16 protein-coding genes are annotated in these 26,225 nt (G+C 71.9%); 9 read left to right on the forward strand and 7 right to left on the reverse strand.

Going from position 1 to position 26,225, the window contains the following annotated elements; translation table 11 throughout:
- Positions 1 to 8: 8 nt before the first annotated feature.
- The 3 genes from HNR51_RS04265 to HNR51_RS04275 all read left to right on the forward strand — a co-directional run bounded on the left by HNR51_RS04265 (position 9) and on the right by HNR51_RS04275 (position 3,084).
- Positions 9 to 698 (forward strand): response regulator transcription factor, encoded by a 690-nt coding sequence (locus HNR51_RS04265; RefSeq protein ID WP_085985415.1) that lies wholly within the window; start codon positions 9 to 11, stop codon positions 696 to 698.
- 41 nt (positions 699 to 739) lie between these two features.
- The gene (locus tag HNR51_RS04270; protein WP_182554080.1) at positions 740 to 1,423 is read left to right on the forward strand and encodes a TenA family protein; all 684 of its coding nucleotides are present in this window, start codon (positions 740 to 742) and stop codon (positions 1,421 to 1,423) included.
- A gap of 170 nt (positions 1,424 to 1,593) precedes the next feature.
- On the forward strand, positions 1,594 to 3,084 hold the full coding sequence (locus HNR51_RS04275; protein ID WP_182554081.1) for an amino acid permease: 1,491 nt from the start codon (positions 1,594 to 1,596) through the stop codon (positions 3,082 to 3,084).
- Between the two features lie 122 nt (positions 3,085 to 3,206).
- Here the strand turns inward: HNR51_RS04275 and HNR51_RS04280 are convergent, their stop codons facing one another.
- From HNR51_RS04280 to HNR51_RS04290, 3 genes are all read right to left on the reverse strand, one after another.
- Positions 3,207 to 4,112: an MBL fold metallo-hydrolase gene (locus HNR51_RS04280; RefSeq protein ID WP_012456664.1), complete on the reverse strand. Its 906-nt coding sequence runs from the start codon at positions 4,110 to 4,112 to the stop codon at positions 3,207 to 3,209.
- 190 nt (positions 4,113 to 4,302) lie between these two features.
- Positions 4,303 to 5,505, reverse strand: a complete 1,203-nt coding sequence (locus tag HNR51_RS04285; RefSeq protein WP_182554082.1) for a L,D-transpeptidase family protein — start codon at positions 5,503 to 5,505, stop codon at positions 4,303 to 4,305.
- 131 nt (positions 5,506 to 5,636) lie between these two features.
- On the reverse strand, positions 5,637 to 8,240 hold the full coding sequence (locus HNR51_RS04290) for an ATP-binding cassette domain-containing protein (RefSeq protein WP_182554083.1): 2,604 nt from the start codon (positions 8,238 to 8,240) through the stop codon (positions 5,637 to 5,639).
- 440 nt (positions 8,241 to 8,680) lie between these two features.
- Here HNR51_RS04290 and HNR51_RS04295 point away from each other — a divergent pair, with 440 nt between their 5' ends.
- The 4 genes from HNR51_RS04295 to HNR51_RS04310 all read left to right on the forward strand — a co-directional run bounded on the left by HNR51_RS04295 (position 8,681) and on the right by HNR51_RS04310 (position 13,769).
- Complete coding sequence (locus HNR51_RS04295) at positions 8,681 to 10,693, forward strand: DUF3341 domain-containing protein (RefSeq protein WP_182554084.1); 2,013 nt, start codon at positions 8,681 to 8,683, stop codon at positions 10,691 to 10,693.
- Entirely contained in the window at positions 10,690 to 11,922 is a 1,233-nt protein-coding gene (locus HNR51_RS04300) for a hypothetical protein (RefSeq protein ID WP_182554085.1), read from the forward strand. Before HNR51_RS04295 ends, HNR51_RS04300 begins: the two co-directional genes overlap by 4 nt.
- 51 nt (positions 11,923 to 11,973) lie before the next feature.
- A complete protein-coding gene (locus HNR51_RS04305; RefSeq protein WP_041372182.1) occupies positions 11,974 to 12,795 on the forward strand; it encodes a class II glutamine amidotransferase in 822 nt (273 codons plus the stop codon).
- A 239-nt stretch (positions 12,796 to 13,034) separates the two neighbouring features.
- Positions 13,035 to 13,769 carry a sigma-70 family RNA polymerase sigma factor gene (locus tag HNR51_RS04310; RefSeq protein WP_012456670.1) on the forward strand — a complete coding sequence of 245 codons (735 nt, stop codon included), beginning with the start codon at positions 13,035 to 13,037 and terminating at the stop codon, positions 13,767 to 13,769.
- A 353-nt stretch (positions 13,770 to 14,122) separates the two neighbouring features.
- Here HNR51_RS04310 and HNR51_RS04315 read toward each other — a convergent pair whose 3' ends face one another.
- Both HNR51_RS04315 and HNR51_RS04320 read right to left on the reverse strand, forming a co-directional pair.
- Positions 14,123 to 14,659 (reverse strand): Ros/MucR family transcriptional regulator, encoded by a 537-nt coding sequence (locus tag HNR51_RS04315; RefSeq protein WP_012456671.1) that lies wholly within the window; start codon positions 14,657 to 14,659, stop codon positions 14,123 to 14,125.
- A 372-nt stretch (positions 14,660 to 15,031) separates the two neighbouring features.
- Positions 15,032 to 15,439, reverse strand: a complete 408-nt coding sequence (locus tag HNR51_RS04320; RefSeq protein WP_182554086.1) for a hypothetical protein — start codon at positions 15,437 to 15,439, stop codon at positions 15,032 to 15,034.
- Positions 15,440 to 15,673: 234 nt separating this feature from the next.
- On the opposite strand from HNR51_RS04320, the gene HNR51_RS04325 reads away from it, so the two are divergent.
- Positions 15,674 to 16,849 carry a vWA domain-containing protein gene (locus tag HNR51_RS04325; RefSeq protein ID WP_012456673.1) on the forward strand — a complete coding sequence of 392 codons (1,176 nt, stop codon included), beginning with the start codon at positions 15,674 to 15,676 and terminating at the stop codon, positions 16,847 to 16,849.
- A 13-nt stretch (positions 16,850 to 16,862) separates the two neighbouring features.
- Here the strand turns inward: HNR51_RS04325 and HNR51_RS04330 are convergent, their stop codons facing one another.
- Positions 16,863 to 17,183 carry a 2Fe-2S iron-sulfur cluster-binding protein gene (locus tag HNR51_RS04330; RefSeq protein ID WP_012456674.1) on the reverse strand — a complete coding sequence of 107 codons (321 nt, stop codon included), beginning with the start codon at positions 17,181 to 17,183 and terminating at the stop codon, positions 16,863 to 16,865.
- Between the two features lie 175 nt (positions 17,184 to 17,358).
- Complete coding sequence (locus tag HNR51_RS04335; protein WP_182554509.1) at positions 17,359 to 17,715, reverse strand: Hpt domain-containing protein; 357 nt, start codon at positions 17,713 to 17,715, stop codon at positions 17,359 to 17,361.
- 360 nt (positions 17,716 to 18,075) lie between these two features.
- On the opposite strand from HNR51_RS04335, the gene HNR51_RS04340 reads away from it, so the two are divergent.
- Positions 18,076 to 26,070 carry an apolipoprotein A-IV repeat region-like domain-containing protein gene (locus HNR51_RS04340; RefSeq protein WP_182554087.1) on the forward strand — a complete coding sequence of 2,665 codons (7,995 nt, stop codon included), beginning with the start codon at positions 18,076 to 18,078 and terminating at the stop codon, positions 26,068 to 26,070.
- Positions 26,071 to 26,225: the final 155 nt, after the last annotated feature.

The raw sequence follows: 26,225 nt of genomic DNA on the forward strand, positions 1-26,225 counted from the left end.
CGTGTACGATGAACGCGCCGATCAGCAGCCCCATGATGAGAGCGGCGTCGAGCAAGGGCGCCGCCACCCCCGTCCTGGTCATCGACGATCACCCGATCGTCCTCCAGGGCTGCCGCCGCGTGCTGGAGGATGCCGGGATCGAGACCGTGGTGGAGGCGACCGGCGTCGTCTCCGGCTACCGCGCCTTCCATCGCCTCCGCCCGCCGGTGGTGATCTGCGATCTGACCTTCCAGGGCAGCGGGCTCGCCGGCCTCGCCCTGATCCGCCGCATGCGCGCCATCGAGCCCGAGACCCGCGTGCTCGTGTTCTCGATGCACAACGATCCCGTCATCGTCTCGCGGGCGCTGGAGGCCGGGGCCCTCGGCTACGTCCTGAAGGATCATGCCTCGAACGAGCTGTTCCAGGCGTTCGATCGGGTGCGCGCGGGCGAGGTCTATCTCGACCGGCGGCTCGCCACCGAAGTCGCCATGCTGCGTGCCGACCCGCGCCGTACGCCGGAGACCCAGCTCACCCCTCGTGAGCAGCAGATCCTCGCCCGCCTCGCCCAGGGGAAATCCTACGGCGCCATCGCCGCCGACCTCTCGGTCAGCTACAAGACCGTCACCAATGCCTGCTCGCAGATGCGCCAGAAGCTCAGGGTGCGCACGCTCGCCGAGCTCATCCACGTGGCGGTGACCCAGGCCCAGAGGCAAGGCTGAGGCAGGGCTGATCCTTTTTTGTAAGCGATGGAGCGCCGCTCTTGGCCGACACTCCCTCCGCCGGGCGCTTCTCGCAGGAAGCCTGGACCCGCAATCTTGCGGCCTACGAGACGATCCGAACGATGCCGTTCAACGCGGAGTTGGCGGACGGCTCGCTGAGCCGTGAGCGCTTCCGCCGCTACATCGTGCAGGACGCGCATTATCTCATCGGTTTCGGCCGCGCGCTGGCGCTCGCCGCCGCCAAGGCGCCCCATCCCGACCGGATCGTGCAGTTCGCCCGCGGCGCCGAGACCGCGATCGTGGTCGAGCGGGCGCTGCATGGCGGCTTCTTCCAGGAATACGGCATCGATGCCGGCACGTTCGCGGCGACGCCGCTGTCGCCGGCCTGCGACCACTACGTCGCGTGGCTTCTGGCCTCGGCCTATGCCGAACCCTACGAGGTCGTGCTCGGGGCGCTCCTGCCCTGCTTCTGGATCTACGCCGAGGTCGGCCGCGACATCTTCTCCCGCGCCGGCTCAGACAATCCCTACCGCGCCTGGATCGACACCTATGCCGGCGAGGAGTTCGGCGAAGCCGTGGCCGCGATGATCGCCGCGACCGACGAGGCGGCGGCGGGGGCGTCCCCCATCCTTCGCGCGCGCATGCACGCGGCCTACGCCCACGCCACGCGCCTCGAATACGGGTTCTGGGACGGCGCCTACCGTGACGTTTCCTGGCCGCTGTGATCGGGCTTCGGCACGCTCGCTCCGTCTCGACCGTTTCTCGGCCGCATCTTGGCCGTTTCCTTGCACGGCCTTGTCACGTGAGACCGTTGCGTGCACGGCGGTTTCACGATTGATCTATGGGCCGTCACGGAATGCGCGTGCCGCATTCGTCGAATGGGGGTGGGGCGGATATGGCGTCAGGCTTGGCGAGTGATCTTTTCAGGATCAAGACGCTGGAACGGCTCAATGCCGACGCGGAATCCGGCGAGAACAAGCTGGAACGCCATCTCGGTCCCTGGAGCCTGATCGGCCTGGGCATCGGCGCGGTGATCGGGGCCGGCCTGTTCTCGCTCACCGGCATCGCCGCCGCCGAGCATGCGGGTCCGGCGGTGACTCTCTCCTTCGCCATTGCGGCCATCGGCTGCGCGCTCGCCGGCATGTGCTACAGCGAGCTCGCCGGCATGATCCCCGTGGCGGGCTCGGCCTACACCTACACCTACGCCACGATGGGCGAGTTCATCGCCTGGATCATCGGTTGGGATCTGGTGCTCGAATATGCGGTCGGCGCGGCCACGGTCTCGGTGAGCTGGTCGCGCTACGTCACCCGCTTCATGCGCGACACGCTGGGCATCAACCTCCCCGGCTCGCTGGTGCATTCGCCCTTCGAGACCTACCAGCTCGCCGACGGCACGGTGGCCCACGGCCTGGTCAACGTGCCGGCGATCCTGATCGTCGTCGCGGCCTCGGCCCTGCTCATCATCGGCATCCGCGAATCGGCCCGGGTCAACGGCGCCGTGGTGGTGCTCAAGCTCGCGGTGGTTCTCACCGTGATCGGGGTGGGCCTGTTCTACATCAAGGCCCAGAACTACGACCCCTTCCTGCCCGCCAACACCGGCACCTTCGGCGAGTACGGATGGAGCGGCGTGATGCGCGCGGCCGGCGTGGTGTTCTTCGCCTATGTCGGCTTCGACGCGGTCTCCACCGCGGCGCAGGAGGCCAAGAACCCCCAGCGCAACATGATGATCGGCATCCTCGGTTCGCTCGCGATCTGCACGGTGCTCTACATCGCGTTCGCAGGCGTCCTGACCGGCCTCGTCCACTACGACGCCATGCGCGGTGACGCCGCCCCGGTGAACACCGCGATCGCGGCGACGCCCTTTCCGTGGCTGAAGAGCCTCGTCACCTTCGGCGTGATCTGCGGCTTCTCCACCGTGATCCTCGTGCTGCTGCTCGGCCAGAGCCGGGTGTTCTACTCGATGTCGAAGGACCGGCTGCTGCCGGCCTTCTTCTCGGCGATCCACCCGAAGTGGAAGACGCCCTATCGCTCGAACCTGTTCTTCATGGTGTTCACCAGCGCGCTCGGCGGCTTCCTGCCGATCTCGCAGCTCGGCCATATGACGAGCATCGGCACCCTGCTCGCCTTCATCCTCGTCTGCGCCGGCGTGGTGATCCTGCGCCGCACCCAGCCCGATGCGCCGCGGGCCTACCGCACCCCGCTGGTGCCGTTCGTGCCGATCCTCGGCGCGCTGTTCTGCCTCGGGATGATGCTCTCGCTCGACGGCGACACGTGGCTGCGCCTGATCATCTGGCTGGCGATCGGCCTGGTGATCTACTTCGCCTGGAGCCGCAAGCACAGCCGCGTCGGCCGCGAGGAGGGCGCGCAGGTGACGACGGCTCTCTAAGGGGATCGGCGGCGGCTGCTGGCATCACTGCCGGCGGCCGCGTTCATCAGTTCGGAGGATTTCATAGGAAGCGCGGACGACAGCCGGCCTCGCCCTGTCGCTTCCGGTGCTAACGCGCGCCCTCAGGCCCGGCGCGCCAGCGCCACCACCGGCGCCTCGGTCAGGCCGACGAGGGGGCGGCCCACCTCGATCGACTGGCGCTCGCGGGCGATGAAGGCGGTCGGCATCTCGGCCTGCATCTCCGCCTCGACCTTACGCAACTGCACGTCGGAATGGGCCGGGTGCAGGTGGATGATGGCGAGCGCCTTGGCGCCCGCGCCGCGAGCCAGTTCGACGCCCTTCTGCCAAGTCGAGTGGCCCCAGCCCTTGCAGCAGGGATACTCGCCCTCGGTAAACATGCCGTCGTAGACGAGGAGGTCCGCCCCCTCGACGAAACGGCAAAGCTCCGGGTCCGGCCAGTTCGCGCTGTGCTCGATGTCGCTGATCACACAGAGGCGCTTGCCGCCGTAATCGAAGCGGTAGCCGGTCGAGCCCTGCGGGTGGTCGAGCAGGATCGTATCGACCTGGATGCCGTCGGCGAAGGTCAGCGTCTCGCCGGCCCGGAAACCGTGATGCTTGAAAGTGCAGGGCAGCACATCGAGGGTCACGGGGAAGAGCGGCGGCGAGAACAGCCGGCCGAGCGCGTCCTCCGCGCTTTCGCCGTCGAGATTCCCGCAATAGGTGTGGATCGTGTGCTCGCAGCCCATCACCACGGGCTTGAAGAAGGGCAGGCCCGCCGTGTGGTCGAGATGGAGGTGGCTGAACAGCAGGTCGATGTCCTGCGGCATGCTCTCGCGGCAGCCGCGGCCGAAGGCGCCGAGCCCGGAGCCGGCATCGATCACGAACAGGCGTTCCCCGCAGCGGATCTCCAGGCAGGGCGTGTTGCCGCCGAACTCGGCGGTTTCCGGGCCGCTGACCGGCGTAGAGCCGCGTACGCCCCAGAAACGCAGGACGAGGGTGTCGTCCTTGGCTGGATATGGCAGGGTCATGGATCGGTACCGATGCCCGGCCTCGCGCCGGACTTTCTCTGGTGGTAGCGGTGCCGCCGCATGCATCCGCTTACGGATCCGCGGCTGTCCTTCGGCCCCTCTTCGGGCACGGAGTGTACAGCGGTGAGATGGGTCCCCGCCATTCGGTTTTGTGTGCGTGCCCGCACACGCCGTTTTGAGTGGATCCAAGTCAGCGCTGCGCCACCTTCTCAATCGGAGGCTGTGTCGGTGCGATGTCCGGTGGCGGCAAGGCCGCCTCGATCGCGGCGCGGGCGAAGCTCGGCCATGTCTGCGCGTAGCGCGAGATCGGCGCGGTGAGGCGCGGGGGCTCGGCCGCATAAGGGGGGAGGAACTCCGCGACGCGCATCGTCAGCGAAGGGCTCGCCGTACCGATCCAGGCCGCCCATACGGCTTCCGGCACGGGCGGCGGCGGCGGCAGCCGGCGCCGGGCCGGGATCATCACGACCTCCTGGCCGGCATAGGCCAGTGCCTCGGGCCGGCTGACATCGCCCACCGGAAATCCCTGGCGGATGCGGGCGGCCCAGAAAGCGTGCTGGCCGCCATCGGAATAGGTGGTGCGCACGGCCGCCGCGCCCTCGTCCACCAGGGCGGCGATGCGGTCGGTCTCGTCCTTGTGCAGGGCGGTGAAGGCCGCCTCCTTGGCGGCGTCGCGCGAGGGCGCGAAGGCATAGCGCCCGCCCGCGACGGAGACGACCGGCTCCTCGCCGGTCGCCTCGAAGCGGTCAGAGCCCTCTTTCAACTGGCGCCAGAAGGCGATGTTCGGGTCGGTGCGGTGGCGGGCCATGTTCGCGGCGGTCATCCGGAACGGGAAGGACTGGAACTGGAACGCGCTCTGCCCCCCGGCGAAGGCCTCCCGGGCGATGGAAAATAGTTCTCCCGCCACGGCATCCGTCATGGCGAAGCAGCCCATGGACGAGCAGATGCCGTGCACCATCACCGCCGAGCCGGTGGAGCCGTGGGCCCGGTCGTAGGCGTTGGGGTAGCCGATGTCGAAGGAGAGATAGTAGCGCGAGTTCGGGTTCATCTGGCTCTTGGCCACCGTGTAGAACCCTTCCGGCGTCTGCCGGTCGCCGCTCTTGGTCTTCGGCCCGAGCTGCCCGGACCAGCGGCAGATCGGATAGGTCTTGATCGGCACGTAGCGGCCGGCGGCGTTGCGCTTCCAGACCTCGATCTCCGATTCCTTCTTGTAGGCCCGCAACACGATCGGCGAGGCGGCATGGGTGCCGCGCGCGGCCATCAGCGCCAGGGTCGCGGCCGGAATCGGGGCGCTCGCCTTGTCGGCCAGGGCGGCCGAGGTCCAGGCCATCGACGTCCAGGCGGCGAGCAGCCCCCCGAGGAGAGCCGGCACGAAGGTGCGCAGGAGAGACCTCACGGAGCCTCGTGAGCCGTTCGGGGGACAATGCACCGTCTCGATCGAGGCCGGGCCCGACCCGCGGCGCCCCGCGGTCGACGAAACCGGATCGTGCCCAAGCTTTGAGGCGGTTTTGCGGGAAACGGAAGCGGTCAGGCGGTCACCGTGGCGGTTTCCTGCGGTTCCGCCGTCACCACCGTGTTGCGCTCCACCCGCAGCACGGCGTCGAACGGCGCCTGACGGTCGAGGGTGTCCTCGTCGGGCAGGCAGACGATCAGGGCCGCCCCCGCGCGCAGGGCCCGCAGGCGCTCGATTCGGGCGGTGATCTCGTCGGGCTTGCGGTCGTCGAGGGAGAGGCCGACCACGAGGATGTCCGGGCGGCGCACGAGGCAGCGCACGAACTCGATCGCCACCCGCTCGCGCGGACCGATGGCGCCCTCCCCCAGCACGGCGCGCTGGCCCTGGCCGGCCACGGCGACGCCGGCCTCGATCCGCGCCGCGAGGCCGAGCCGGTAGACGGTGGGCTCCAGCCCCTGCTCCGCGAGTACCCGGCGCACCAGGGAGCGCACCCGCCCCTCGGCGCCCGCCTCCCCTTGCGTGATGCGTCCGAACAGGAGGTTCTCCTCCAGGCTCGCGGCGGCCGTGAGCCGGGACGGATCGTAGAACTCGACCTTCTCGCGGTAGCGCGGCGGCAGCATCGCTGCGAAGGAGTGGCGCGCGGCGACCAGACGTTCCTCGAGCGCGGCGTCGATCAGGCCGAAGCGGTGGCGCGTCTCGCTGTAGCGGAGCGCCAGCCCGATCAGGCGCTCGCGGTCGCGATGCCCGGCCGGGCCGCGGCGGAAGCCGCGGGCCTCGGGCTGGCGCGCGACGAGATCCTCGAAATAGCCTCGCTCCGCCGCCGGGAAGAGCGAGAAGGTCTCGAACAGCGGGTGGTCGTCGGGCAGATCGGAGAAGATCTCGACGGTGGAGCGGGCGACCTGGAGCCCGACATCGACCAGTGTCCGGGTGAGGTCCTCCGCCTCCAGCACCGCCCGCAGGTAGGGATGCGCCGCGAGCCGCGCCTGCGAGAAGGCCGGGCCCACCGCCTCGCCGAACAGGATGTTCTCGCCGATATCGGCCTGATGGTTGTAGCGGGCGGGGTCGAACGGCTCGACGAGCCGGGCCATGCCCTCGTGGGCCAGCGCCTCGCGCACGGCCCAGCGGGCGGCCACCACCGCTTCCGCCGTGGCGGGATCGTCGTCCGGGTCGATGGAGGCTTCGAGGCCGCGCTCGTAGACGAAGGCGTCGAGGCCGGTGAGCTTGAGGATCGCGATCCGCTCGGCCAGCCCCGAGGCCTCGCGGTCGCCGCTGCGGGCGCCGTAGAGCAGGTTCTGGCGCAGCGTTCCCTCGATCAGGATCGCCTCGGATCCTGCGAGCGCGATCCGCCGGGCGCGCTCGGCGGAGTCGAAGGCGCGCAGGTCGGTGCCGCCATAGGTGACGGCGCCGGCGGTGGGCTCGATCTGCCCGGCGAGCAGGGCGGCCAGCGCCCGCGATCCGCTGCCGCGGGTGCCCACGATCGCGACATGGGCCGGCATCGGCAGGGCGAGATCGACTCCGGTCAGCCGCTCGCCGCTGCCGGGATCGTAGGCGCCGACCCCCTTGGCCACGAGGGCACCGGCCTCCGGGAACGGGGCGGCGCTGCGGGCGCGGTCGCCCGGAGCGCGGGGATTGAGGGCGTCCAGGGTCTGGGCGATGGCGCGGAACAGGGGCGCGACCGCCCGGTACTGGTTCCACAGGCGCAGGCTGACGGCGACGAGGGTCGCGGCCAGGGCGAAGGCGCCCGCCGCCGCGACCAGGGCGCCGGGCAGGACGTTGTCGGCCTCGGTCGCAGCCTCGCCCTGCCACAGGGCGGTGGCGACGAGGAGGGCGGGCAGGATCACGACGAGGGCGAGGGCCGGGGCCCGCGCGTAGGCGAGCCGGGCCTCGGCGCGCACCAGGGCGGTGCGCGCCGCCCGCGCCCGCAGGCCCAGGCGCCGCCGCTCGAACGCCGCCGCGCCGTGCGCGCGCACGGCCGGCATCCGCCGGATCAGGTCGCGCAGGCCCGCCTCGGTCGCAGCGATGTCGGACCGGCGCAGGCCGCGCCGGGCGGCGGTGCGGCTGGCGAGCAGGGCGCGGGCGAGGCCGACGGCCGCGAGCAGCAGGGCGATCACCGGCACGAGGCGCGGGGCGGCGAGTTCCGCCATGACGAGGGCGAGGAGGATCGCGGCCAGCGTCAGGCCCGGCACGACGATGCCGACCGCTGCGAGCGATCCCATCCGCGCGAGCGCCTGGCCGACGAGGCCGGGCAGCGCCCGCAGATCCTCGCGGGCGCCGGGGGGCGAGGCGAGGATCGCCTCGGTGGCCCGCGCCCGCAGACGCGCCGTGGCCCGGGCCTGGACGGAGAAGCAGAGATAGGCGACCGCGGCCCCGAGGATCGCCAGCAGCAGGGCGGCCGCGGCGAGGGAGGTCAGCGCGATCAGCGGCAGCTCGGTCGGCGCGAGGCTCCAGCCCTGGAACAGGATCGGGGCCTCGTCCCCGTGGTGACCCGGCAGCGGCAGGGCGATCCGCAGGAAGGGCAGCGCGCCGGGGCTGCTGCGGGTGAGGACCGCGATGAGGTCGCGCAGGCACAGCAGCACGAACAGGGCCAGCGGCCCGCCCAGGCCCACCGCCAGCCCGAGCGCCGCCGCGTGCCGGCGCGGCGACGAGGCCCAGGCGAACAGGACGGGGTTACGCTCCATCGGCATTCCGGGCGACCGGCGAAGGGTTCGCCGACGCGTTCGCGGCTATGGGATGCGGCATCGGAGGGGGATTCCGGCGCGGTGAGGGGCGCATCCGGCGAGCCGGCGCGTGGGAGGCGGTCACGGACCGCCCTCTTCGCACGGAAACGCCGCGGCGCAAGCCCGCTCTGCGGGCGTGCCGCATTGCATTCCCGGCGTGGCATTGCTCTTTGGTGCGGGAGAGCACATGGCGGGCGGACCCCGCCGGATCCTGCGTGCGGGGGGCCTGCTTTTCGCACGTTTTCCAGCCATCCCGTTCGGCGGTCCTTCGCTTCTGCCTTGTGCCACCCCTCCTTCCGACCGGACGATGCCGGATGGCCGTGCGAGACCTTCCATCGCCCCTCCCTCCCCGCCGAGGCCGCGGCCGTCGCGCGGCCGGCCGTTGAGCCGGTGAGCGGCCGATGACCGAGCGCCCGCAGCCCGTCTTCCCGTCCTCCTCTCCGCTCTCCTCCCGGCCCGCCTTCCTCTACGGCGCGGCGGTGATCGGAGCCGGCGAGACGGTGGCCTCGATCGGCGAGGCGCTCACAACGGCGGTGCTCGCGCCGGCTTCGGGCGGCTGGCGGCTCGCCGTGGCCGGGACGCTCCCACCGATCCTCGTGTGGATCGCGCTGCGCCCGTCCGTGCCCGCCGCCCTCGGGGCCGCCGGGGCGGGATGGTGGATCGGGATCGCCGCGGGCTGCCTGATGATCTCGGGGCTGCTGCTCCTCGCCGATGTCGCGTGGCGCTGCGGCATCGCCCGTCTGGCGCAGAGCGCCGCCCTGCTCGGCGCGGGGCTGGCCGCGCTCCATCCGGTGCCAGCCCATCCCGTGAGCCTGGCCGCCCTGATCGTGACGGGCTTCGGGCTCTGGGCAGCGGCGCTCCTGCCGGATCTCGCGGTGCTGCGCGACCGCCTCGGCGCCGGGCCGCATCGCCGCACCCGGCTCTATCGCGCCCTGTCCCTGGGCTGGCGGGGCTCGGCGCTGCAATGGCTCGCCTGGGAGCGGGCCTGCCGCGGGCTCGCCCTGCTCGGCATCCTCGCGGCGGTGGCGGTGCTGATCGACCTCGCCCTCGCCGCCGCCCTTCGCACGGACCGGCACGACACCTTGCTCCCCATCGCCCTCCTGGTCGAGGCGGTGCTGTCGGGGGCGGGGCTGATCGCGGCGCTGGCCGTGGTCCTGCGCCGGAGCCTCGGGCTGGGCGGCCTCGTCACCGGCCGGCATCTCGATATCCTGGGTCGGCTGATCCTCGCCTTCGGGCTGGCCGCCCTCTATTGCCACGTCACCGAGATCGTCACCGCGATCCTCTACGGCGACGCGGCCGAGCGGGCACGCCTGACCCGCCGGCTCCTCGGTGACGAGGCGCCCGCCTTCTGGACCTTCATGCTCGCCGGTCTTCTCCCGACACAGTTCTGCTGGATCCCCGCCATCCGCCGCAGCCCCGCCGCCCTCGGGCTGACCGGCGCCCTTGTCGCCTGCGGCCTCGGCGCCGATCACGTGCTCGCCGCACGGATCGCGGCAGCCGGAACGGGCCTGCCGGATCGTCTGCCCGAACTGATGGCGGCGGGGGCGGCGGCCCTGGGCTCGGTCGGCCTGTTCGTCTTGGGCCTGCTGCTCCTCTTCCGCCTCGTGCCCCCTGTCTCGATCGCCGAGACGCGGCGCCTCGCCCTCCTCCACAACCCGCAGGCCGGGCCGTCGCCGCCGCCGATCGGGCATCCGGCGCTGCGAGGGGCCATGCAGGGGGCGATGCAAGGGGTTGTGCAGGGGGCTGTGCAAGGGGCTGGGCAAGAGCCCGGACAAGGGGCCATGCCACGGACCGGCCGGGACCCGTCGCCGGGTCTCGTCGCCGTCTTCGCTTCGGAGGCGGGGCTCGCCGAAGCGGCGCGGGAGCTCTCGGCCTCCGATGCGCCGCCACGGCTCGACGCCTTCGGCCCGGTGCCGATGCCGGAGGCCGGTGCCGCCCTGCACCGGGACGAGCGGAGCCTGAACCGGTTCGCCCTGTCCGGCGCCTTCCTCGCCGCCGCGGCCTACATCGTCGTCCGGGCCGCGGGCTTCGTCGGCGAACTGCCCAGCGGGATCGCGGACGGGCTGATGGGCGTGGCGGTGTCCGCCTGGACGCTGTCTCCGTCGCTCTCCTCTCTGCCTGTCCTGCCGCCCGTCTGGCCGCTCTCCTGGGCCATGGCGGCGGTGCCGGCGCTCTCGGCCGCGGCCGCCGGCGGGAGCGTCGGCATCGCGGTCGCGCTCCTCCGCGCTCTGCGGGGCGCGAGAACGGGACGCCCGCTTCCGTCGGATCTGGCCGGACACTTCCTTCTCACGGTCGAGCCGGCCTCCGAGCCGTTCAACCCGGCCGCCCTCGCCCGGCGCCTCATGAGCTTGCCGGCGAGCGCGGGCCGCCCCCTCGCCGTCTACGGCCCCGCCGCGGGGAGACCGCTCCGGTGAGCGCGGAGGAGAAGGGCGGCGCCGCCCGCAAGGCGGCGGGGGCGAAATCCGCCAGCGGCTACTTCCTCGATCCGGACCGCCGGCCGGCGGCGGCCTTCGCAGTCGGGATCGGCTGCCTCCTGCTGGCGCTCCACCATGCCGGGCTGTCGCGCCTCACCCCCGCCTATCTCGCCGCCTGGACCTGCCTCCTGGCCCTGCCGGCAGGGGCGCTGCCCGTCGTCATCATGATCGAGCGCGCGGATGCGTGGCGTCCGCAGCCGGAGACCGCCCTGCTGGAGACCCTGCGCGGCCTGCTGGTGCTGATGCCGGTGGCGGCACTCCTCGCCCTGCCGATCCCGTTGGCCGCCCCCCTGCTCTACGCGGGTCCGGGAAGCGCCGGACCGGACGGGCCGCTCGCCCTGTTCGGGGCCGCGCCGCCGTTCCTCGCCCTCCGTCTCGGCCTCTACTTCGCCCTCTGGACCGGGCTCGCCCTGCTCTTCGCCCGCCGCGGCGGCGAGCCCTGGGCCAAGGCCGGCCGCATCGACGATGGACGCGCCGTGCTCGGCCTGGGACTCCACACCGTGGTCGGCACGCTGGCCGCGGGCGACCTCGTGATGTCGGTGGGCACGAACCCGGCGCTGCGCTTTCACGCCAGCGCCTTCGGCCTGCTGGTGCTGGCGGCGTGGTCGAGCCTCGCACTCGCCGCCGCGATCCTCGTCGCGCCCCCCGATGTCGGGCCGGCCCGGCGTCGCCATGACCGCCTGACGCCGCTCGCCGTGCTGCTCCTCGTCTGGGCCGGCCTGCACCTCGTGCAGTTCCTGATGCTCGGCGCTGCCGCCGATCCGGAGGCCGCCGCGTGGTACCGGCTGCGCTCAGGGAGCGCCGGCCGCGCCCTGGCCCTGTCCGCCGCCGCGGTGGTCGCGCTCGCCGCCGTCCTGACCCTGCGCCCCGGCGAGAACCGCACGCGGCTCGTGGCGGCCTTCGCGGTCGCGATCCACCTTGCCGAGCTGTTCTGGTTCGTCACCCCGGCATTCCGCGGCAGCTTCCGTATCGGGCTCACCGACGTCCTGGCGCTGGCCGGCCTCGTCGGGCTGGCCATGGGGCTGGCACCGGTCGTCCGGCGCTTGGTTCCGGGGCTGGCCGTGACCCCCGCATGGCCGGGCCGCGAGCGCGCGCGGTCGGGTGCGCCGGGTTTGGTGGCGGGGGACAGGGCACGCAAGCCGGTTGTTCGCCCCCCCGAAGCTTCCTAGTTTTCCCTCCCCATCCCGATCGTGCGCGAACGCGAAAAGATCCCGGCCACCATGTGCGAACTGCTCGGAATGAGCGCGAATGTGCCGACCGACATCCGGTTCTCCTTCGCGGCGCTGGCCCGGCGCGGCGGCGAGACCGGTCCGCACGCGGACGGATGGGGCATCACCTTCTACGAGGGGCGCGGATGCCGCTCCTTCCACGATCCGGAGCCGAGTGCCCGCTCCGAACTCGCCAAGCTGCTGCGCCGCTATCCGATCAAGAGCCGCATCGTCGTCGCCCATGTCCGCAAGGCCAATCGCGGGCGCGTCAGCCTGGAGAACACCCATCCCTTCTCCCGCGAATTGTGGGGCCGGCGCTGGACCTTCGCCCATAACGGCCAGCTCAAGGGCGTGAAGCGGCTGCCGCTCGGCCGGTTCGAGCCGGTCGGCACCACCGACAGCGAGCACGCCTTCTGCTGGATGCTGTCGCAGTTGCAGGAGCGCTTCCGAAAGGCCCCCCGCGCCGCCACCCTGGAGGCGGCGATTGCGGAGTACGCCCTCACCCTGTCCGAACTCGGCGTGTTCAACATGCTGCTCACCGACAGCCGCGTGCTCTACGCCCATTGCGGCAAGCGGCTCTGCTACCTCACCCGCCGGGCGCCGTTCGGCACGGCGACGCTGATCGACGAGGATTGGCGGGTCGATTTCGCGCAGGAGACCACCCAGACCGACATCGTCACCGTGATCGCCACCCGGGCGCTGACCCGGGACGAGACGTGGACCGAGTTGGAGCGTGGCGACACTCTGGTCCTCACCGATGGGGCGGTGCGGGTGCTGAAGGGCACGTCGCGGCGGCGCCCGCGCGCTGCATCGGAGATGCACGGCGCGGCCTGACCTTGATCGCCCGGCGGTCGCTGCCGATTTGCCGCATTCACGTCGCAGCATCGGTCGATCATCTCCCTCATCGGGCGATGTCCGACCGTCTTGTGTGCAAGCGTGGCAGTATTTCGCGTGGCGCGGGTGTGCTGGGCGGGGCCGATGCGCTACAACTATGTTAAGGACCGTGCCCGGGCTCGCCCCGCGTGCGGCGCCGCCCCGTCGTTTGCCGACACGCCCCGATCGCGAAGAACCCGATGCGCAACGATACCGAAGCGACCCTGGATCGTCCCGCGATGACAGACGGCCGTCCCAAACTGTCCGACACGATCCGCAGCCATCTCGGCGATCATCTGCGCAGCGTCTACGACACGCTGGGCGCAGGCGAGGATACGCCGGCCCGCTTCGCGGAGCTGATCGGCAAGCTCGAAGCGGCCCTGAAGGCGCAGGGCGAGCGGATCGATCCCGAATTCCGCAACGGCCTGCTCGCCGCGGTGCCGTCCTTGCGCGCCTTCGCCCTGTCGCTGACCTCGAACCCGGCCCGCTCCGACGACCTCGTGCAGGACACCCTGCTGAAGGGCTGGCAGCATCGCGCCCGCTTCCAGCCGGGCACCAACCTGAATGCGTGGCTCTTCACGATCCTGCGCAACATCTTCTACTCGGATCACCGCAAGCGCGTGCGTGAGGTCGAGGATCAGGACGGCTCCTACGCCGCCCGCCTCGCCACGGCACCGCATCAGGGCGACCGGCTCGACGTCGAGGATTTGCAGACGGCGCTCGCCAAGCTGCCGCCAGACCAGCGCGAGGCCCTCGTGCTGGTGGGCGCCGAGGGCGTCTCCTACGAAGAGGCGGCGACGATCATGGGCTGCAAGGTCGGCACGGTGAAGAGCCGTGTCAGCCGCGCCCGCGGCCGCCTTGCCGAACTCCTCGGCTACGACGAGGAGGATCTCTCCTCCGACCGCTTCATCCAGTCGGCGATGCCCGACGCCTGATTTTTTTCGGGAAGGCGTAGCGCCGGAAGGGTCTCGGACGTCATGGTCCGGGATCGGGCGGAAGGCTCGGTCCGCGCGGATCTGCGACACCGGCTCGACGCGACGGACATTCCGGCCAGAGCCCGGCATCGCACCGCGGGCGGTGTCCATGCTCCGCGCCGCGGTCTCGCGCAGCCGGCTGAGTGCATCTGTCGAGCATGTGAAGCGGAATTCGGCGCTCCGGGGCGCCGCGCCAGCCTGCCGAAACGCGCGAGCGGCGCTCGTCCGGAACCCAGTTCAACACGCCGTCGCTTCAGCGGACGGACGGAATCGACCGGCGGGATTGGATCGCCCCGCCGGTTCGGCAATCGACGTCAGGCGGCCTTGCGGCGTCCGCCGGTCTTGCGGCCCTCGCCCGAAGCGGCGCTCTTGCGGCGCGGCTCGGCCGGCGCTTCCGACACCACCGCGTCCGCGGGTTCCGCGGTCTTCGCGGCGGACTTGCGGCGCTGCTGGCCGAGGCCGAGATCCTTGGCCAGCGCCGAGCGCGCGGCCGAATAGTTGGACGAGACCGTCGGATAGTCCGCCGGCAGGCCGTAGCGGCGGCGGTAGCCCTCGATGTCGAGGCCGTGCGTGGTCAGGTGGCGCTTGAGCGTCTTGTAGGGCTTGCCGTCGATGAAGGAGATCAGGGCGTCCGGCGTGATCGACTTCTTGACCTGAGCCGGGGTGGCCCGCTCGACTTCTTCTTCCTTCGGCGCCTGCGGGGCCGAGAGCGCGACGAGCGCGGCATGAACCTGAACAATCAGGCCCGCAAGTTCGGGCGACGGCAGGGAGTTATTCGAGACATAGGCCGAGACGAGATCGGCGGCGAGCTCGATACGGTCGATTTGCGAGACCTGATTTGTTTCCGACATTGTACGTGATCCTGTTTTCCCCTCGATTTCGTGAGCTAAAAGGATTTGAGAAAGTTTCAAGTCCGGTTCTACCGATTTTCCTGGAAATCGACTGCAAAATCGAGAAAAAGCGCCGATCAGACCGATATTGCCAACGATCAATCGGGATCAGACCGCAGACTGGCACCGCTCAAGGTGGTGGGTACAAGCTGAGGTTCGATCACAAACGTGTTTGGCCGCGCCCGATTCGCCCATTCAACAAATCGTGAGAGACGAGTGAGCGGGAAACCCTGATCTCGCTCGGTCGAGGCCGCCGGCTTTGATCGTCCGCGCCAGTTCAGGATCGATCGCGCCCGCCGGATCGATCAGGCTCTATCGGCCTCGATCCCGCCTTTACAGGCCCGGCAGTCTCGCCTCATCGTCGGGCTGCTTGGCGGTGCTGCGGCGCTGCCTGCCCTGCTCGGACAACGACGGCAGGCTGCAGCGGTAGACCACCGTGTCGGGTGGTCCGAGGGCGGCGTGGAGCGGGACCGTGACGGTGTCGCCGGAAAAGCGCCAGTGGCGGGTGCCGCGATCCCAATACAGCCAGACGGTGGTATCGTGTCCCTTCACGTCGAAGATGGCGGCCTTCTTCGACATCGCCCGCAATGTTCGCGGTTCGTAGAGACCCTTGCGGCGATAGGCGGCGCGGGCCGCCTCGCCCTGGCGGTCGACGAAGGTGTTCTGAACGATCTGCAGCGTCGCACCGGGCTTGCGAAGGAATTTCTTGAAATCGCTCAGAGATCGCAAGACCACGGGCATGGCGTCCTTCCAATCGTCAAGTCACGGACTCATCCTGCCTTGTGCGACGTCACCTTAGTTCCACCGAGATGACGGTTCTTTCTCACGCGCAAAGATAGTCTTGGGCGATATCCACGGGAAAACGCCGCTGTCCACAGGAGTCGAAGGCACTCAAGCTCGGCTGTTTGGCGCGGGCGTCTTGCCCGAGCCCGGCCTCGGCTTGACCCGCGGGCCGGGCTCGGGCGTTTAGGCCCTATGCTGCTGCAATTCTTCACGGGCCTGCGCGAGGCCCGCGTGCCGGTGTCCCTGCGCGAATACCTCACCCTGCTCCAGGCGATGGAGAGCGACCTCGCCGACAAGCGCGTGGAGGAGTTCTACTTCCTCGCCCGCACCGTCCTGGTGAAGGACGAGTCCCATCTCGACCGGTTCGATCGGGTCTTCGCCTCGGTCTTCAAGGGGCTGGAGACGCTGGGCGAGGGGGTCGAGCCCGCCCCCATCCCCGAGGAATGGCTGCGCAAGCTCGCCGAGAAGTATCTGACCGAGGCGGAGAAGGCCGAACTGAAGGCGCTCGGCTGGGACAAGCTGTTCGAGACCCTGAAACAGCGCCTCGCCGAGCAGAAGGGGCGTCACCAGGGCGGCTCGAAATGGATCGGGACGGGGGGCACCTCGCCCTTCGGTGCCTACGGCTACAACCCGGAGGGCATCCGCATCGGCCAGGACGGCAACCGCAACTTCCGGGCGGTGAAGGTATGGGACCGGCGCGAGTTCAAGGATCTCGACGATTCTCGCGAACTCGGCACCCGCTCCATGCGGGTGGCGCTCCGCCGCCTGCGCCGCTTCGCCCGCACGGGGGCGGCCGACGAACTCGACCTCGACGGCACCATCCGCGAGAGCGCCCGCAAGGGCTTCATCGACGTAAGACTGCGCCCGGAGCGGCGCAACGCCGTCAAGGTCCTGCTCTTCCTCGATGTCGGCGGCTCGATGGACTGGCACGTGGAGCTGGCCGAGGAGCTGTTCTCGGCGGCGCGCTCCGAGTTCAAGCATTTCGCGCACTACTACTTCCACAACTGCCCCTACGAGGCGGTGTGGACGGAAAACCACCGCCGTCACGACGAGCGCATCCCGCTCCTCGACGTGATCCGCACCTACCCGTCCGATTACCGGGTGGTGTTCGTGGGCGATGCCTCGATGAGTCCCTACGAGATCGCCCATCCCGGCGGCTCGGTGGAACACTGGAACGAGGAGGCGGGCGAGGTCTGGCTCGGCCGCGTCCTCGATCACTTTCCGAAGGCGGTCTGGCTCAATCCCGTCCCGGCCGAGCACTGGGCCTATACCCAATCGATCGGCATGGTCCGCCGGATCTTTTCCGAGCGGATGTTCCCGCTGACGCTGGAAGGATTGGACGGGGCGATGCGGGCGCTGCTGCGGTAGCGCCTCGGCCGGCTCAGCCCTGACGGGCCGGAGTCGTCACGACGAGTCCGTCGAGTTCGGGCGTGACGCGGATCTGGCAGCACAGGCGCGAGGTCGCGCGCACGTCCGAGGCGAAGTCGAGCATGTCCTGCTCCATCGGCTCGGCGGGCCCGACCTTGTCGGCCCAGGCCTCGTCCACGTAGACGTGGCAGGTGGCGCAGGCGCAGGCCCCGCCGCACTCGGCATCGATGCCCGGCACGTTGTTGCGGATCGCCGTCTCCATGACGGTCGAGCCGACCTCGCCGTCGATCGTGCGGGCCGTGCCGGCGTGATCGACGAAGGTGATCTTGGGCATTCCTTGCTCCGGGACGTGTCGGCGTCCGCCTGCGATCCTTCAAGGGGCGGCGTGGCGCCTGCTTGCGGGCGGCGGAGTCAGAATGCAAGCGGGAAGCCGGTGCTTTTCGGTCGCGCCGCCTCGGTTGTCGCGTGTCCGGCCGCCGGATGTCGGGCTTCGTGGTGCCGCGTTCGTCCTAGGAGCGATCGGGGCGCCGCTCGGTCTCCGGGCCGAGGGCGTCCAGCGTCGCGGCCGCCGCCGTCCGGAGCGCCGCGAGATCGGCCGCGCGCCCCGCGCGCAGATCCGCCTCGACGACCGCGCACGCCTGCGCCACCCGCATCGCCCCGACCCCCAGAGCCGCCCCTTTCAAGGTGTGGGCGAGGTCGGCCCGCGCCTCCGCCGGGCGGCCTTCCTCCGCCAGCGCCGGCAGCAGGCGGCGGCACTGATCCTCGAACAGGCTGAGTACCTCGCAGGCGAGATCCGCGTCGCCGAAGGTCTGCGCGTCGAGATGGGCGCGATCGAGCAGGGGGGCAGGCTTTTTCTCGGCGTCCACGACGATCCTCACGATGATCCTTTTGCGTCCTTGGGCTCGCCTTGCGCGCCGAACGGCCGCACGCGGTCCGCGAAGCCGGCTGGCGCGGCGACCTGGCTGTGGGCGGCGGGGGCTATCCACAGCGCAGGGCCGCGCGGGGCGTACCGGTTTAAGCCTGCACGCGTCAGAACTTGAGGCGAGTGCCCGATCACGGGCCTTGGCTTGGTAACCATTCCGTTAAGGTTTCTTGGGTGCGCCGATCCGATCGGGTATCGGGTTCGGGTCCCGAGGGACTAAGGTTCCTTGGCTAGTCGGGTAAATCCGTCTCCGCTGCGGAGGGCGCGTGCTCTGCAACGGACGGCGATGCGTACGAGGCGTTGCATGGCCACCGAGAAGAAGCTGAAGGATCCGGCGGAGGCGGCCCTCTCCGCGATCGAGCAGGCTTTGAATCTGGACATTCCGGCCCCGGGCGAGACAGCCCGGGTCGAGCCGCGCCTGCCCGATGTCGGCGACGGCGACCCGCTGGCCGATCCCTTCTCCGAGGCCGGGGGACGCCGCACCCCGACCCTCGACATCGACCCCGCGCCCTCCGACCTGCCGCCGCCGGAGCGCGGGCGCTCGCGCCGCGAGGGCGGGCTCCTGCCGCCCGACCGCTCGCTGGTGGCCAACGACGACCGCCAGAACATCGGCATCCTGCAGCAGACCCTGCGGGTGCGGCCCTCGCGCAAGCCGTACCTCGTCGCTGCCATCGCCTCGTTCCTCTGGCTCAACGGTCTCGTGGCGCTCGCCTGGAACCAGTCCGGCGGCGACCTGAAGGCGTTCATCACCGGGCTCACCGCGCTCCAGGCGGCGGTGGTGGCCACCGCCATCGCCGGGCCGATCGTGCTGTTCCTGATCACCGCGATGCTGGCGGTGCGCGCCCACGAGATGCGCCTCGTCGCCCGCGCCGTCGGCGAGGTGGCGATCCGGCTGGCCGAGCCGGAGAGCTTCTCGACCGATGCCGTGCTCACCATGTCGCAGACCGTGCGGCGCGAGGTCGCCGCCGTCGGCGACGGCGTGGAGCGGGCGCTCGCCCGCGCGGGCGAACTCGAAACGCTGGTGCGCGGCGAGATCTCGACCCTGGAGCGCGCCTATTCCGACAACGAGATCCGCATCCGCAGCCTCGTCGACGAGCTGATCGCCCAGCGCGAATCCATCGTCGGCAGCGCTGACCGGGTGCGCGGCGCCATCACCGGCTCGCACGAGAACCTGTCGAGCGAGCTGGAGGGTGCCGCCGAGCGCATCGTCGCGGCGATCAACGGCGCGGGCGAGCGGGTGACCGGGGCGCTCGACGCCCGTGGCGAGGCGATCACCGCGGCTTTGGGCGAGGTCGGCGAGCGGGTGGTCGGCAACGTCTCGACCCGCGGCGACGACCTGATCCGCCAGCTCACCGCCACCAGCGAGGGTGTGCGCAGCGGGCTGGAGGAGATCGGCGGCAGCCTGACCACGACGCTGCAGCAGCGCGCCGACGAGGTGACGCAGGCCTTCGAGCGCACCGGCGGGGCGCTGACCCGCACGCTGGCCGACAATGCCGGCGCCGTCGCCCAGTCCCTGTCGCAGACCGGCACCGGCCTGATCGAGGCGCTGGACCGCCAGGGCGGCGCCGTGCGCGAGACCTTCGAGCGCTCGACCAGGGGCCTGGAAGAGGCCTTCCTGTCGCGCGGGACCGAGCTGACCGATCGCTTCGCCCAAACCGGCGGCGCGATCACCGCCCGTTTCGCCGAGACCGGCGAGGGCCTGAGCCGGAACTTCGCCGCCACCGGCGCGGCGATCTCCGAGGACATCGCCGCCCGCGGCGCCCTGCTGCGCACCGAGATCGAGGCCGCCGGCACCGGCGTCTCCGATCTGATCGAGGGCCGCGGCCGCGACGCCCAGGCCGCCCTGGCGCTCGCCGCCGGCAGCGTCGCCGACGACTTCTCCACCCGCATCGAACGGGTGCGCGACGGGTTCCTCGCCTCCGCCACCCAGGCGGCCGAGATCATGGACGGCCGCGGCCTCGAACTCGCCGGCCGCATCGAGTCGGCGGCGACCCGCGTCGACGACGTGATCGCCGTCCAGGGCGGGGCGCTCGCCGCGAACCTCGACGCCGCGGGTGAGCGCGTCGCCGGTCTCATGGCCGACCGCGCGGCGCAGGCCGCCGCCAGCGTCGAGCAGGCGCTCGCCGAGCTCGGTTCGTCCTTCGCCGCCAACGCCTCCGGCACCGCCGACACCCTACGCGAGGCGGTGGCGCGGCTCGCCGACGATCTCGACGCCCGTGCCGGCACGGCCCAGGATGGCATCCGCCGCAACGCGGAGGCGGCGACGGCCTCCGTCGGCGCCGGCGTCGAGGCACTGGAGCGCCGCCTGCGCGAGGCGTCCGAGTCCCTCAGCGGGCTGCTCGCCGAGCGCACCGCCGAGTCCACCGCCCGGATGCTGCACACCGCCGAGGAGACCTCGGGCGCCGCGCAGGCACAGGCCGCCGCGGTGGCCGCGCGCTTCACTGAAGCCGCCGAGACCCTGCGCCGGGCCGCCGACGAGGCCGCCGCCGCCGTCGAGAGCCGTTCGGAGGACGTGGTCGGCCGGTTCCAGGCCGCCGCCGAGCGCGTCGGGGGCGAGCTGGGCAGCCGCAGCGAGAGCGCCTCGCAGACGCTTCACGCCGCGATCCAGCGGATGGCCGACGAACTCACCGCCCGCAGCGCCGAGGCCACGGGCGCCCTCGCGCTCGCCGCGGCCCATGCCGGCGGCGAGATCACCAACCGCACCGACCAGTCGATGCACGCCCTTCAGGATCTGCTGCGGCAGGTCGCCGACGAGATCGCCGTCCGCGGTTCCGAGGCGAGCGTCGCCCTGTCGCTCGCCGCGGCCCAGGCCGGCGGCGAGATCGGCAGCCGTGCCGACCAGTCGGCGCAGGATCTGCGCGACCTGTTGGCCCGTGTCCGCGACGAGATCGACGGCCGCAGCGCCGAGGTGACCGACGCCCTGGCCCGCACCGCCGCGCATGTCGGCGGCGAGCTCGGCAGCCGCACGGAAGAGTCGCTGCGGACCCTGCGCGACACGCTCGAGCGGATCGGCGGCGAGCTGTCCGCCCGGGGTGCCGAGACCACCGCGGCCCTCGCCCGCGCGGCCGAACAGGCCGGCGGCGCGGTCACCGGCCGCACCGAGGCCGCCCTGGAGGCCCTGCGCGAGACCCTGCACCGCCTCGGCGACGAGGTCGCCGCCCGTGGCGAGGCCGCGGCGCAGGCGCTGTCGCGCACCGCCGAGGGCGTCGGCTCCGATCTCGACGGGCGTCTCGGCGCCCTGGAGGACAGCTTCGGCCGCCACGGCCGCGGCGCCGCCGCCCTCATCGCCAGCCAGTCCGACGAGGCCCAGGCCCGCCTCGAAGGCGCCGGCCGCGAGGTGGCGCTCGCCATCGCCGGCCACGTCTCGCGGGTCGGCGACGCGCTCCACCAGAGCCACGCCGCCTTCGCCGAGACCGCCGACAGCCGCACCCGCGCGGTGGACGAGGCGCTGGGAAGCCGCCTCGCCGCTCTGCAGGAGACCATCGCCCGGGGCGACATCCTCGCCGACCGGATCTCTGGCAACGCGCAGACCCTCGGCGCCACCCTGGATTCGCGCCTCGGCGAGATCGACCGGATCATCGCCGTGCAGGGCAATGCCCTGGCGGACTCCCTGGCCGAGCGCGCCCGCCTCGCCGGCGAGACGGTCGAGGCGCGGATCGGCGAGATGGAAGCCCTCTCCGCCCGCCGTGCGACCGAGATCGGCGAGAGCTTCGCGGCGCTGGTCGGCCATGTCGACACGCGCCTCGGCGCCCGCGCCAACGCCCTCAACGAAACGCTGGTGCTGCGCGCCTCCGAGATCGCCCGCACCCTGGATGAGGGCAACCGCATCCTCACTGACGCCCTCGACCGGCGCATCGAAGGCTCCGCGCAGGACATCGCCGATCGCGGCCGCTCCGTGGGCGACGTTCTCGCCGCCCGCGCCGCCGAGATCGCCGATCGTCTCGAGCGCACGACCCAGGATCTCGCCCGCCGCCTCGATGAGGGCGCCGAGCGCCTCGACACCGGCGTCGTCGCGCGCCTCGATTCGATCAGCGGCACGCTGGAGGAGCGCGCCCGCACCCTCGACGAATCCTTCGGCATCCAGGCGCTCGAAGCGGTGCGCCTGATCGAGGGCCGCACCCGCACCATCGACGGCGAGCTGACGACGCGGATCCGCGACCTCGTCGCCCTGCTGGAGCGCCGCAGCGGCCTCGCGGTCGAGGCCCTCGGCGGCCATGTCGAGACCATCGCCCGCCTGTTCGACGAGCGGGCCGAGAGCCTCAACCATCTGTTCGACGAGCGCGGCGGCGCGCTCGCCGCCGATCTCGACCAGCGCGGCCGCGCAACGGTCGACGGCCTCAACGGACGCCTCTCCGAGATCACCCAGGCTCTGGAGCAGGGCGGCGCCTCGCTCGGCGCCCTGCTCGACCGCCGCGGCACCGCCCTGCTCGCCGCCCTGCGCGATCTCGTCGGGCAGGTCGACGGCCTGCTCGGCGAGGGCACCGGCCGCCTCGGCCACGCCCTCGAAGCCCAGGCGGGCGAGATCCGCAGCCTGCTCGACAGCCGCGCCGACGACCTGCGCGGCCTGATGGAGGGCGGCGCCGGCCGCGTGCGCGGTGAGTTCGAAGCCGGCCTCGGCGCCGTCGAGACGGCGCTGGAGGAGCGGCTGCGCACGGTGCGCGACCTGCTCGAGGCCCGCAGCCACGAGATCCGCGACACCTTCGACCACCGGACGGATGATCTGCGCGGCCTGATGGAGGGCGGCGCCGGTCAGGTGCGCAGCGCCTTCGACGCGAGCCTCGGCGCCTTCGAGACGGTCCTGGAGGAGCGCCTGCACACGGTGCGCGAGCTGTTCGATGCCCGCAGCCACGAGATCCGCGAGACCCTCGACAGCCGCACCGGCACGCTGCGCGGCCTCGTGGACGGCAGCGCCGGCCATGTCCGCGGCGAGTTCGAGACCGGGCTCGATGCCCTGCGCGCCGCCCTGGAGGAGCCGGCCCGCACGGTGCAGGACCTGCTCGACAGCCGTACCGGCGAGATCCGCGCCATGCTCGACGCCCGCGGCGACGACCTGCGCACGACGCTGGAGGAGCGCACCCGCACGGTCCAGGAGATCCTCGACCACCGCACCGGCGAGATCCGCGGGCTGCTCGACGGCCATGCCGGCCGTCTCGACGAGGGCTTCCAGGGCCGCATCCTGCCGCTCCAGGCGGCGCTGACCGAGGGCGCGCGCCTGTTCGTCGAAATGCTGGAGGGCGGCATCGGCCGCGCCACCAGCGAGGTCGATGCCCGCACGCGGGGGCTGGCGAACCTGTTCGACGAGCGCCTCGGCGTCCTCGGCAACCTCGTGGACGGGCGCGGCCAGCAGGTGGCGCAGACCGTCGAGACGCGGGCGCAGGAGTTGCGTGCCCTGTTCGACGAGATCCACGCGCGCCTCGGCACCCTGGTGGACGAGCGTTCGGCCGCCCTGACCGGCCGGCTCGACAATCAGACCCAGGCCCTGGCGGCCCTGTTCGACGAGCGGATGCAGAGCCTCGACGGGCTGGTCGAGCGCCGTGGTGGCGCCTTCGCACAGGTCGTGGAGAACCAGGCCGCCGCCCTGGCGCGCACGGTCGATACCCGCAGCGAGGACTTCACGGCCCGTATCGACGCCCGCCTGCGCGCCTTCGCCACCGTGGTGGCGAACCGCGCCAACGCGCTCGCCGATGCCTTCGACGAGCGTCAGGACGCCTACGCCGCTCTCATCGACGAGGGCATGGCCCGCATGGTCGCCGCGCTGGACGAGCGTGCCCGCCAGCACGTGGCACAGTTCGAGACGGTCGAGGAGCGCCAGAAGGCCGTGGCGGCCCTGGTCGAAGAGGGCACCGCCCGGATCGCTGCGGCGCTCGACGAGCGCGCCCAGCGGCAGGCCGCCCTCGCGGAAGCCTTCGACGGGCAGCGCGAGGCCTATGCCGGCCTGATCGAGCAGGGTACGGCCCGGATGGTCGCCGCCCTCGAAGAGCGGGCCCACCGCCACGCGGCGCAAGCCGAGACGGTCGAGGAGCGTCAGCGGGCCGTGGCCGAGCTGATCGAAGCCGGCACCGCCCGCCTCGTCTCGGCCCTCGACGAGCGCGCCCAGCGGCAGGCCGCTCTCACGGACGCCTTCGACGGGCAGCGCGAGGCCTATGCCAGCCTGATCGAGCAGGGCACCGCCCGCATGGTCTCGGCGCTCGAGGAGCGGGCGCGCCGCCACGCGGTGCTGGCCGAGGCGTTCGATCGTCAGAAGGAGGCCTACGCCGCCCTCATCGACGGCGGTACCGCCCGGATGGTCGCGGCCCTCGACGAGCGGGCCGAGCGGCAGGCGGCCCTGGCCGAACGCTTCGACGAGCGCCAGACCGCCTACGCGGCGCTGGTGGAAGATGGCATCGCCCGGATGGGCCGGATGCTGGAGGAGCGCGCCCACCGCCACGCCGCCGAGGTCCAGGCCCGCGCCGAGGCCCTGGCCGAGACGATGGACCAGCACAATGGGGCGTTGGCCCGCCTCATCGACGGCCCGGCCGCTTCGCTCGCCGAGGCGCTGGCCGAGCGGGAGCAGGCCCTCGACCGGCTCATCGCCGACAAGGGCACCCCGCTGGTCGAGGCGCTGCGGGAGCGCACCGACGCCATCGTCGTCCGCACCGTCGAGTCGGCCAAGGCGCTTCGTGCGGCCCTGGACGAGGGCGCGGCGGCCTCCGCCGACACCGTCGCTCAGGCGCATGAGCGGGTCCGCCGCGATGTCGCCGGCTTCCTCACCCGGATCGAGAACGCCAATGACGGGCTGAAGGACCTCGTCGGCGGCGCCTCCGAGAACCTCGCCGCCGTCGAGCAGGGGCTTGCGGCCCGCGTCGAGCAGATCCAGTCGGCCCTCGACCGAGTCGCCGCCGACACGGCGCAGGCCTCCGACCGGGTCTCGACCCAGGTCGTGGCCCTGCGCGAAGCCTCGCAGGGGGCGCTCGTCCAGGCCTCCGACCTCGCCGAAACGCTGGACGCCCGCGGCCGGGCCCTGGTGGAGCGCACCGGCACCCATGTCGGCGCCCTCACCGAGGCTGCCGGCACCCTCGAGGCGGTGGAAGGCCGTCTCGCCGAGAGCCTGTCGAGCCGCCAAGCCGTGGTCGAGGCGGTGCTGTCCCGCCTCGAAGAGCGCAGCCAGGCGATCGAGGCCCAGACCGGGCGCTTCGGCAGCGTGATCGAGGAGACGCTGCGCGCGGCCGAGGCCCGCGCTCGCGAACTCAGCGAGAGCGTGGCTCGCGCGGCTCGCGAGGCCGGCACCGCGGTGGCGGGCGACTTCGAGCGCCTGCGCAGCGGCGCCGACGAGGAGAGCGCCCGCACGGCCGCCTCGGTGCGCAGCGCCATCGAGGCGGCCTCCGCCAAGATGATGGAGAGCTTCGCCGCCGCCTCCGGCCAGTTCGGCGACTCGGTCGCGCGGATGAACGCCATGGCCGCGGAGATCCGCCGCGAGCTCGACGCGACCCGCGCCGACCTGCAGCGCGGCGTCCTCGACCTGCCCCGCGAGACGCAGGATGCGACGAGCGAAATGCGCCGCGTGGTGGCCGAGCAGATCGACGCGCTGAACGAGCTGGCGGCGCTCGTCGCCCGCTCCAACCGCTCGGTCGATGTGGCCCAGCCGCGTGCCGTCGAGCAGCGCCGCACCGCCGAGGCCGGTCGCGCCGCCGCGTCCGTCTCTGTGCCCGCCTCGGCACCTGTCTCGGCGCCCGCGCCGCAGACGGCGCCGTCGCCGGCCCGCAATGCGGCGCCGACGGTGGCCCGGTCTCAGCCGCAGGCCGCCGCGCCCGCTCCCGTGCGTCCGGCGAGCCCGGTCCAGGGACGGCCCGGCACCCGCGACAACCGCGGCTGGCTGTCGGATCTCCTGACCCGCGCCTCGATCGACGACGACGGTGCCGAGGCGGTCCCCGCCCCGGCTGCCGCCGCGGCGCCGGAGGCGAAGGGTCCGGTGGAGCGGATCTCGCTCGACGCGATCTCGACCGACATCGCCCGGATGGTGGACCATCAGGCCTCGGTCGAGTTCTGGCAGCGCTACCGTCAGGGCGACGCGAACCTGTTCGACGGCCGCCTGTACACGGCGCAAGGGCGCCAGACCTTCGAGCAGATCCAGCGCCGCTACCGGGCGGATGCCGAGTTCCGCCGCACGGTCGATCGCTATGTCGGTGAGTTCGAGCGGCTGCTCGGCGAGGTGACGAAGAACGACCGCGACACCAAGCGCGCGGACGCCTACCTCACCTCGGAGACGGGCAAGGTCTACACCATGCTTGCGCATGCCAGCGGCCGGTTCGACGAGGCGTGAGGCGCGGATCGTGAGGCGGGTTCGGTCTCACCGAGCCCGCCTCAGAGCGCGATAGACCCGGTCGCTCCATGAAAAAGGCCCCTATCGCATGCGAGCGACGGGGGCCTTTTTCATGCGGGGTCGCGGTTCGCGAAAACCGTCTCATACGGTTTCCG

Origin of the sequence: Methylorubrum thiocyanatum (assembly GCA_014138645.1) — a bacterium.
Classification (GTDB): Bacteria; Pseudomonadota; Alphaproteobacteria; order Rhizobiales; family Beijerinckiaceae; genus Methylobacterium; species Methylobacterium thiocyanatum.